The organism is Nonomuraea sp. 10N515B (genome assembly GCF_052245915.1).
GTDB lineage: Bacteria > Actinomycetota > Actinomycetes > Streptosporangiales > Streptosporangiaceae > Nonomuraea.
The window spans coordinates 1-8,754 of the sequence record NZ_JBQQBQ010000137.1 but is presented as its reverse complement, the minus strand read 5'-3'; the positions used below and the strand labels follow the sequence as shown (position 1 = coordinate 8,754).

Genomic DNA, 8,754 nt, shown 5'->3' with positions numbered 1-8,754 from the left:
TGCCGCCACCGATCGTGACCTGGTAGCCGAACCGGTGGCCACGGGCATTGACGTGGCCGACCAGGTACCACCATTCCTGGCGGGCGTCCGGATGCGCCGCCTGATCGGCCGGCAGATGCACGAACGTGGGGAAGGCGGGTGCCGCCGTGGCCGCCGCCTGATTGCCCGTCCCCGCTGGGGCGGGGTCGGTCTCGGCCGTCACCGGGAGCGACGGCGACGCCGCGAGGGTCAACACCGCGCCGAGCACCAGAGCGGCGATCGACGCGACTGTTCGACGTTGCCTTTTGTACATGCGATTCCTCATCTCAAGTTGACGAAATTTCGCGCGTCCACGTGGTCGCGCATACCGGCCGAGGCGCCGGTGAGCGGCTCAGGTCTCGAAAGGATCAGACCGGATCACCGATCTGATTGATTGAGGTTGCCGTGTGCCTCGGCCGAAAGGTCCTGCCAGTCGGCCCAGGTCTTGAGCCGGTCGGCGTAGACCTGCTGGAGCATCGGGTTGAAGCCCTGGCCGAAGAGCACCCGCAGGGGCGGGTTGTCGGAGTCGACGAGCTTGAGGAGTGCCTGGGCCGCGGCGGCCGAGCCTCCGGCGGGCTGCCTTCCCGCGAACCCCGCGATGTGCCGGCGGAGCCCGTCGTAGACCGGGTTGGCCTCGGCCATGTGGCCGTTGGCGAGCGGATCGGGGTTCTTGCCGTCCCTGGTGGCGAAGCCGCCGGGCTCGACCACGGTCACCTTGACGCCGAAGTCGGCGACCTCTTGGGCAAGGGCTTCATTCAAGCCCTCCAGGGCCCACTTGGAGGCGTGGTATGCGCCGCCGAGCGGCATCGCCATGAGCCCGGCGGCCGAGGACAGCTGGATGATGTGCCCGCTACCCTGCTCGCGCAGGTGGGGCAGCGCGGCCTGGATCATCCACACCGCGCCGAACAGGTTGGTCTCCAGTTGGTCGCGCAGTTGCTGCTCGGTCAGCTCCTCGATCGCGCCGAAGTGCTCCTTGGCCCGCTTGACGCTCTCGAAGACGGCGGCCTTGTCGGTGACATCCAGTTCGAGCGGGAGCACCGCCTCGCCATAGGCGGCGACCAGCTCGTCAAGGCTTGCGGTGTTCCGGGCGGTCGCGGCCACCTTGTCGCCGCGCGACAGGGCGGCCTCGACGAAGTTGCGGCCGAGGCTGCGGGACGAACCGGTGACGAACCAGACCTTACTCATGATGTCTTTCCGTTCTTTCTGCGGCGTCGGATTCCCGGCTGGTCCAATAGCCGACCGTCGCAGTAGTCCGACGACACAGCACGCTGGAATGTGAGGCGACGGCCTCACATTCCGAGGGTCAGCACGGCACGGGCCGTACCGTGCTGTCGAGGGACAGCATGGGCGAACGGGTTCGTACCTGTCAACACGGCACGGGCCGTTCAATAGAATGGTGGCATGGTGCGTCCTGGAAGCTGGTCCGATCCTGCGGGTGGAAGTCCCGTCCGGGTAGACACCGGAGTGCCCGGTAGCAGGCTCCGGTTCGTTGGAGAGATCCGGCGGGCTGAGCGGGGTGTCAAGAGCCTCTGCGGAGGGAGCAAGCACGCGGGCCGTAGCTGGCGACAGCGAGTCCTGCAGCCTCGTCACACTTACGACGGAGAAGCCGAGCCGCTCATGTCACGGCGAAGGGCACGTCTGGCGGGCCCTAGTCCGGGGTCAGCTCGCCGGGTTCTCCCGGGGTATGGGGATCGGCACGTGTGCATGGATCGGATCGGAACAGGAGAGGCCCGTCTGACCATGCCTTTCGTCGGGCGAGAGACCGAGCGTATAAGCCGATGGTGAAGTCGCTTGGAGGGCAGCGGGAGTCCGAGGGGGTCGTAATACCGGCCGGATGTGACCGTGGTGGTGACGTGCCGGTGGGGAAGGACCCGCACTTTGATCATGCTTGGGGCGAGGGTAAGCGCAAGGGCATGACCCAGGGTTCTGGGTCCAACCACCCCGGCGGGCCATCGCCTGCCGTCTTGGACGGGCACGGGTCCGTCCTGAACGTGCGACGACTTCAATGCAAGCTATGGACTGCGGCCAAGCAGTCGCCGGAGCGGCGTTTCCACGCCCTGTTCGACCGTATCTGCAGAGGTGACGTGCTGTGGGAGGCGTGGGAGCGGGTCCGGGCCAACAAGGGTGCCGCCGGAGTTGATCGGGTGACTGTGGCGGATGTGGAGGAGTACGGGGTGGCCCGGATGCTCGGGGAACTTCAGCACGACCTTCGCGCAGGTGAGTATCGTTCCGCGCCGTCCAGGCGTGTGGACATCTCGAAACCACAAGGTGGCAAGCGTCCACTGGGGATACCCCGGATCCGCGATCGCGTGGCTCAGCAGGCCGCCAAGCTGGTGCTGGAGCCCATTTTCGAGGCCGATTTCCTGCCGGTCTCGTTCGGGTTTCGGCCCAAGCGGTCGGCGACGCAGGCGATGGAGCGGCTGCGTACCGGCTTCATCGAGGGCCGGGTGTTCGTGGTGGAGTTCGACATCGTCAACTTCTTCGGTGAGATCGATCACGATCGGCTTGTCGCCGAGATGCGGCGGCGGGTGTCGGACCGGCGGGTGCTCAAGCTGCTGCGGGAGTGGCTTCAAGCAGGTGTGATGGCGGAGGGGGAGTTCCAGCGGACGGTCGCGGGAACCCCACAAGGCGGCGTGATTTCGCCCTTGATGTCCAATATCTACCTGCATGTTCTGGACACTGAGCTGACCAAGCTCGGGGTGGGCGAGCTGGTGCGGTACGCCGACGACGGAGTCGTCCTGTGCCGCAGCCAAGCCCAGGCCAGAGCGGCCCTGCAAGCGGTCGAGGACATCCTCGCATCGCTGGGACTGAAGCTGCACCCGGACAAGACAAAGATCGTTGACCTCAGAGAGGGCCCGGAAGGACTCGACTTCCTCGGCTGCCACTTCAGAGCCCGCTTCTCGGGTCGGTCGTGGGCGAAGTACGGCACCGTCCGCTACTACCTGCACCGCTGGCCCGGCCATGCGGCGATGAAGAGACTCCGGTCCAAGGTCCGCGAGCGGACCGACCGCCGCCGGTCGGGAACGGATATCCGTGACGTGATCGCGGATATCAATCCGGTCCTGCGCGGCTGGGGCAACTACTTTCGAACGGGGAACGCCGCCGGCAAGTTCCGCCAGATCGACGAGTACGTGGTGTGGCGTCTGCGCCGCTTGATGGTCAAGAAGCGGGGGCGCAACCTACGCGCTGGTCAGTTGAGGCAGTGGACCGAGGAGTGGTTCAACGGGCATGGCCTGTATCGCCTGCGTGGCACCATCCGCTATCCGAAGGCAGCGTAACCATGTCAAGAAGATCATCGGTAAGCCGCATGCGGGAAAACCGCACGTACGGATTGAAAGGGGGATGGGGAAACAGGCCCTCCGGGTCCTGCGCCCCTGACTACCAATGACCGACCACCGCACCACTCGTACCGACGACCGGGCCGAAGCGATCATGCGGGCCACGCTGGACTTGGCCCGGGAGGTCGGCTACGCAAAGCTCAGCATCGAGGCGGTCGCGGCCCGCGCCGGCGTCGGCAAACACACCGTCTACCGCCGCTGGCACTCCCGCGGCCTGCTGTTCCTCGACGCGGTCCTCAGCCTGAACACCGAAGGCCTGGACCACCGCGACACCGGCGACATCGTGGCCGATCTACGCGAGGTGATGACCAAGGCCGCCGACCTGCTGGGCCGGCCACCCTGGGGCCCGCTGTATCAGGACCTCATCGGCGAAGCCCAGCACGATCCCGAGGTCGCCGCCGCACTCAACCGGCGTTTCATCGAGCCCCAGACCGCCAACACCTTGACCCGCCTCAAGGCCGCCAAGGCCCAGGGGCAACTCGCCCCCGGCTTCGACCTGGACCTGGCATTTGAGATCCTGTCCGGCCCCTTGTACTACCGATTTCTGATCACACAGCAGCCGGTGACACACGACTACATCGACCGCGTACTCCACGCAGTCTTCGCCGGCATGAGCCCCAGACCACAAGTGTGATAAGGCCTCTGTGGCAGTGTCACGCATGGGCGGCGACTGCTTCCACGTCCCCCCGCATCATCATCCACGGCCGGCCGGGAAAGTCTTTGAAACCCAGCCCGGGCCGCCGCCTGCCGACCCGGTCGATGTCGTAGGCGGCGCCCGCCGGACCCCGATCGGTCAGCTTGTCCAAGATGCCCCGATGATCGCCTCGATCTTGGCCAGGGACATGTCGTCCACGGTCTCCGGCGTAACCCCGGGCGTCATCGCTCCGTCGTTGGAGTAGATGCGTCCGTAGGCCAGCAGGAACATCTCCCTGTTGAACAGCTGCCGATACAGCCTTTCCAGCGGCAGACCTTGCCTGCCGCGTTCCCGAATGACGGTCAGCACAGTTTTAGCGCTCTGCATTACGCATGCCTCCCTGCCGTTCCGTCTCCTCCACCTGCGCCCCTTCGCCCTGTGCACCGGCTTTCCCGGGTTCCTCGGCCGGTCGTGACTCCGGGTAGGGTCGGCTGCCCAGCGAGGTCCCGTGGAACTCGGGCCTTTTCCGGGCAGCCTCCCACCAAACCCGGCGTGCCCGCTTTCCAGGCACCGGGCTTTCCAGCGATTTAAGCCGCGTGCGCGACCGGGTTCGCGTGGATCCAGTCATGGCACGGCGCGCAGACGATGAGCGTCTTGCGTCGTTTCCTCGCCATGATGGCGGCCCACGCCGGCTGGTCCGGTCCAGGTTTCCCGAGTTCGTTGATTCCGGCGACCTGGTGGACTGTCACCGTGGTGCCACTCTCGCAGAGTTCGCATTCCCGCTGGCGAAGCCGCGTAAGCAGTTCCTTGCGGGGGACGCGGACCCGGACGGGGGCGGGGTCGGTGATGACCGCCCGTCGGTCTTGCCGCAGGGTGATCCCGCCGAATCGTGCTACCAGGTCCGGCTTGCCCCTCCGCTTCCGCCTGGCCTCGAAGCAGGTCCTGGGGCCGTCGCCGGTGGTGACCTTCGCCTTAAGGCGGGCGGCCATCGTGGAGACGGTGGACTGGTGCTTGAGGGCCAGCGTCTTCAGCATCGACACCTCGGCGTGCCAGCGCAGCTTGCGCAGCCGCCAGGCGTCCTTGGCAAGCAGGTAGTAGTTCACGACGCCGCGATACTCGGCTCCGTAGACCCGCACGATGTCGTAATCGTCCAGGTTCTGGAGCCGCGGCCGGTAGCACGGTCTTCCGTGTTTCCGGTAGCGAGCGCACTGGGCCCTGACCACGTCCGGAGGCACTTTCAGCGCGATCTTGCCGTTGGCCGACCTGCGGCCGTTGCTGATCTTCGTGCTGGAGTGCTGGACGGTGATGTCATAGCCGAGGAACCGCGCCCGCTGGCTGCGGGCGTGTGTGATGAGGGTCTTGTCCTGGTTGAGTTCCAATCCGAGGGTCTCCCGGAGGAACCGCGCCAGCTTCGCCTTGATCTCCTCGGCTTCGGCCTTCGGCCCGGTGAATCCCAATATGTGGTCGTCTGCGTATCTTATGTACCTCAGACGGCGGTAACCGTGGTCCATCGGGTCGGTTGAGGGGAGCGTGCGCATTTCCAGCGCGAGACGCCGGGTTTCCACCCGGTCCCCGCGCCGCCGCGCTCTTCTCAGCAGGGCGTCGGCCTGCCGGTAGGCGGGATTGGCGGCCCGCGTCGCTCCCCGCGTGTACTGCGGGATCAGTTCCCGCTCGACGAAATCGTCGAGCTTGTGCAGGTAGATGTTGCTGAGGATCGGGGACACCGTCCCGCCCTGCGGAACTCCGCTGAGCGTATCGCGGTATTCCCAGTCTTCGAGGTACCCGGCTTTCAGCATGTTACGCAGTAGCCGGAGGAACCGGTTGTCGTGAATTTTCTCCGCCAGTATCCCGAGAAGGACCTGGTGGTCAAGCGACCCGAAACAGTCGGAGATATCCCCTTCGACAAACCAAGCGGTGCCGGTCCAGGTGTTGTTTATCTCCCGCAATGCGGTATGACATCCCCGGAATCTCCGGAACCCGTGCGAGCTGTCCGAGAACTGCGGATCGTAGAGTGCTTCCAGCAGCAAGCGGACCACTTCGCCGACTAGTTTGTCGGACCATGTCGGCATGCCGAGAGGGCGGAGCTTCCCGTTCTTTTTCGGGATGTAGACACGGCGGGCCGGTGAGAACCGGTATGTCTCCCGCCGTATCGCCTCTATGATCTGGTCGATCTTTTCTTCGGACATGCCGTCAGCGGTTTCCTCGCTGGCCCCCGGCGTCATCGCCCCCTTGTTGGAGTAGATGTTCCCGTAGGCCAGCAGGTACAGTTCCTTGTTGAACAACTGCCTGTACAGCTGCGTGCATGGCAGGCCCTTCCTGCCGTGCTCGCGGAGAACGTTCAACACCACTTCGGCTGGTTGCATTGCGCATCCCTCATGGTCATCAACCGTTCATCGCCTGTGCCCCTTCACCCTGTGGTCCGGTTCTCCCGGTCTCCAGATTGGGCGGACGTTACCCCGCCGATTACTACGGGCACTCCGTCGCCATAGAACTCGCGTCCCTTAGGCGATCCCATGTTCACACTGCTATACGTACTAGCACGACTTAGGCGTCCCGTCCGTCTCCTTCAATGCCCTGACAGGGCATCGCTCCTGCACCCCAGAGGATTGCAGCGGGCTAGTCGCCAACCCGCCGCAGGGGCCGGTACCGGTTTCAGGCGTCTTTCCGGCAGGCGCCATATTCCGCCTTCTGGAGACTGGGCTTCAGGTAATCCGACTTTCGCCTTATCGTGCGGACCTCCCGGCACGCCATCCCATACGCCTGGGCATGTGCTGCCGGTTTTCTGGCATGCTATTTTCCCTTATTGTCCTTTCGGACTCCGGTTAGCCATCAGATCCAGAGATATCTCCTCTCATCCCTGCCCTCTAAGCGGGCGATATAGCAGTGCGCCTCATGGCGCACCGACTACTACGGGCGCTCCGTCACCATGGGGCTCGCACCCGGTAGGTGATCCCGTGGTACGTCCTTGTTGTACGTGTCGAGCGCGACGTAGGCCGCCCACTCATCCCCTTGCCCGTCCTCGCTGGACGGTGTCGCGGGCCACGGAAGGTGCCCAGGCCACGCCATCATGCCCGGACATGACCCGCCGCCGGTTTCAGGCATCGTTCCGACGGGTGTTCGTTCTTCCACCACTGGGGATTGGGCTTCAAGCAATCCAGCCTTGGCCATATCGCGTCGCAGCGCACCGCCACTGATGCCCGATGCGGTCGCCACTTTCCTGACATGCTGCTTTCCCCTTCGGCTTTCACCTCCGGGTAGGCCAGGCGGCCCAGGAACCTCCTTCCGAGTCCCTCCCGGCTTCACCGGGATACAACAAAGCGCCGGACGGCGCACTCGCGTTAACGATCTCCCGCATCTCGTATTTCCCCTGATGGCCGCTGACCGAGGCGGTGCGCGGCCTTCCACGCCATGATCACCGGCTCGATCAAGGCCCACCGCTCATCGGATAAGTCGCTCGCGTACGGCTTGCGCTCACTCACCCGGCCATCTCAGCACACCCACACCCACCAGCTAGGCATAACGCTACAGATTCATTCGATCACACTACGCCATCAGGGGTATAGACCCGCGGACCGCCCTCTGAGTAGGCGTTCGCCATCATTTTGCAGGCCTAGTGCTACGATCTCCATCACAAGTCGTACATGCTTGTTCGAATTATTGGGAGACTGTCCGATCATGGATAGAGGCGCGCGGTCGTGGTGCTAAGCATGGATGCCAAGATAGTTCTGCTGGCGGCGGGGCTGATCTTTCTGCTGGCGTTGCTGCTGGGCGTATGGAAATACCGCCAGATGGCTGTCTCGGCGGAACACGTGGCTCACCCCTATGTGGACGTCGCACATCGAGCCGCCTTGCTCTATTCGTTCGCGACACTGCTGCTCGCGGCCTTCGTCGCGCTGAGCGACTGGCCGTCGTTGGTCAACCTGGTGGCGGCGGGGGTCATGATCTTTTTCTTCGTGGCCGCGATCGGGACCTATATTTACCACGGCCGGCGTCGTGACACCGACAATCAGTTGCGCCATCCTGTACGCGGCACGAGCGCGTTCATGGTCTCGCTGATCGTCGGTGAGGTCGGCGGCTTCGCCGTACTGCTGGCTGGATTCGTTCGGGCACAGCTGTTGTGAGTTGGGTGTCCTCGCGAACGCTGGAGCTCCGGCGCAGTCAGGGGCTGGACGAGGCAGAGTGCGATAGTTGAGGGCATCAACCGCTCATACGCTCTCAAACCACCCACTGAGTCCGGCGAGCACTCTGCACAGAACGCCAGGTTCGACGCGGGTCACGGTTTCGCTCCAGGCAGCCTGCTGGGCAAAGCCGGGAAGCGTGAGCCGCACCGGCTTTGCGGCCTTGACGTAGTTCTTCAGGCAGACGTCGGCGGGGAGCGTGCAGCCACCGAAGGCACGGAGCATCTCGCCGTTGATGGTTACTGACGCGAGTTTGCGCGATCTTGCGCAGCGCGCCGGGGCCGAGGCGGTCGCGCAGCAGGTCGGCGGCGGCGTTGTCACTCTCCTCGATCATGGCGGAGACGAGCTGGTCGAGGGTGACGTTCGCACCGGGCTTGAGTCGTTGCAGCGCCGCTTCGTGGGCGCCGCCATCGGTGCCGGGCAGGTGGTAGGAGTTCCACAGGGCCACTGAGACGTGTTCGTGCGCCCAGCAGAACAGGAGGTGAAGCCGTGACATAGCGGCTGATCGTCTGTTCGTAAGCTCGTCGTCGCTTGCCGGTGGAAGTCCGGTCCGGGTAGCTGCCAGGAGGTCCGGTAGCAGGCTGGC

Annotated in this window: 9 protein-coding genes and 1 pseudogene; 3 read left to right on the top strand and 7 right to left on the bottom strand. The window is 64.7% G+C overall.

What is annotated here, in order from left to right; translation table 11 throughout:
- On the bottom strand, positions 1–292 hold a 292-nt coding region (locus ACTWQA_RS58050; RefSeq protein ID WP_443167331.1), incomplete at its 3' end, for a hypothetical protein.
- A gap of 104 nt (positions 293–396) precedes the next feature.
- Positions 397–1,203, bottom strand: a complete 807-nt coding sequence (locus ACTWQA_RS58045) for an SDR family NAD(P)-dependent oxidoreductase (protein WP_443167330.1) — start codon at positions 1,201–1,203, stop codon at positions 397–399.
- Between the two features lie 899 nt (positions 1,204–2,102).
- Here ACTWQA_RS58045 and ltrA point away from each other — a divergent pair.
- Together ltrA and ACTWQA_RS58035 are read left to right on the top strand one after the other, a co-directional pair.
- Entirely contained in the window at positions 2,103–3,296 is a 1,194-nt protein-coding gene (gene ltrA, locus ACTWQA_RS58040; RefSeq protein ID WP_443167329.1) for a group II intron reverse transcriptase/maturase, read from the top strand.
- A 106-nt stretch (positions 3,297–3,402) separates the two neighbouring features.
- The gene (locus ACTWQA_RS58035) at positions 3,403–3,990 is read left to right on the top strand and encodes a TetR/AcrR family transcriptional regulator (protein ID WP_443167328.1); all 588 of its coding nucleotides are present in this window, start codon (positions 3,403–3,405) and stop codon (positions 3,988–3,990) included.
- A gap of 19 nt (positions 3,991–4,009) precedes the next feature.
- Here ACTWQA_RS58035 and ACTWQA_RS58030 read toward each other — a convergent pair whose 3' ends face one another.
- The 4 genes and pseudogenes from ACTWQA_RS58030 to ACTWQA_RS58015 all read right to left on the bottom strand — a co-directional run.
- Complete coding sequence (locus ACTWQA_RS58030; RefSeq protein WP_443167327.1) at positions 4,010–4,162, bottom strand: hypothetical protein; 153 nt, start codon at positions 4,160–4,162, stop codon at positions 4,010–4,012.
- On the bottom strand, positions 4,150–4,377 hold the full coding sequence (locus tag ACTWQA_RS58025; RefSeq protein ID WP_443167326.1) for a hypothetical protein: 228 nt from the start codon (positions 4,375–4,377) through the stop codon (positions 4,150–4,152). Before ACTWQA_RS58025 ends, ACTWQA_RS58030 begins: the two co-directional genes overlap by 13 nt.
- Before the next feature lie 200 nt (positions 4,378–4,577).
- Positions 4,578–6,353 (bottom strand): reverse transcriptase domain-containing protein, encoded by a 1,776-nt coding sequence (locus tag ACTWQA_RS58020; RefSeq protein WP_443167325.1) that lies wholly within the window; start codon positions 6,351–6,353, stop codon positions 4,578–4,580.
- Positions 6,354–7,352: 999 nt separating this feature from the next.
- Positions 7,353–7,469: pseudogene (locus ACTWQA_RS58015) on the bottom strand (IS5/IS1182 family transposase); the annotation flags it as partial.
- 228 nt (positions 7,470–7,697) lie between these two features.
- Between ACTWQA_RS58015 and ACTWQA_RS58010 the strand changes: the two are divergent.
- Complete coding sequence (locus ACTWQA_RS58010; RefSeq protein ID WP_443167324.1) at positions 7,698–8,111, top strand: hypothetical protein; 414 nt, start codon at positions 7,698–7,700, stop codon at positions 8,109–8,111.
- A gap of 94 nt (positions 8,112–8,205) precedes the next feature.
- On the opposite strand, the gene ACTWQA_RS58005 is transcribed toward ACTWQA_RS58010, so the two are convergent.
- Positions 8,206–8,754: serine hydrolase (locus ACTWQA_RS58005; protein ID WP_443167323.1), on the bottom strand; the 549-nt coding region annotated here is incomplete at its 5' end.

Excerpts from the sequence above, each read along its gene's own strand:
- ACTWQA_RS58045 (WP_443167330.1), bottom strand. The coding sequence starts at position 1,203 with ATGAGTAAGGTCTGGTTCGTCACCGGTTCGTCCCGCAGCCTCGGCCGC.
- ACTWQA_RS58035 (WP_443167328.1), top strand. The coding sequence starts at position 3,403 with ATGACCGACCACCGCACCACTCGTACCGACGACCGGGCCGAAGCGATC.
- ACTWQA_RS58025 (WP_443167326.1), bottom strand. The coding sequence starts at position 4,377 with ATGCAGAGCGCTAAAACTGTGCTGACCGTCATTCGGGAACGCGGCAGG.
- ACTWQA_RS58020 (WP_443167325.1), bottom strand. The coding sequence starts at position 6,353 with ATGCAACCAGCCGAAGTGGTGTTGAACGTTCTCCGCGAGCACGGCAGG.
- ACTWQA_RS58010 (WP_443167324.1), top strand. The coding sequence starts at position 7,698 with ATGGATGCCAAGATAGTTCTGCTGGCGGCGGGGCTGATCTTTCTGCTG.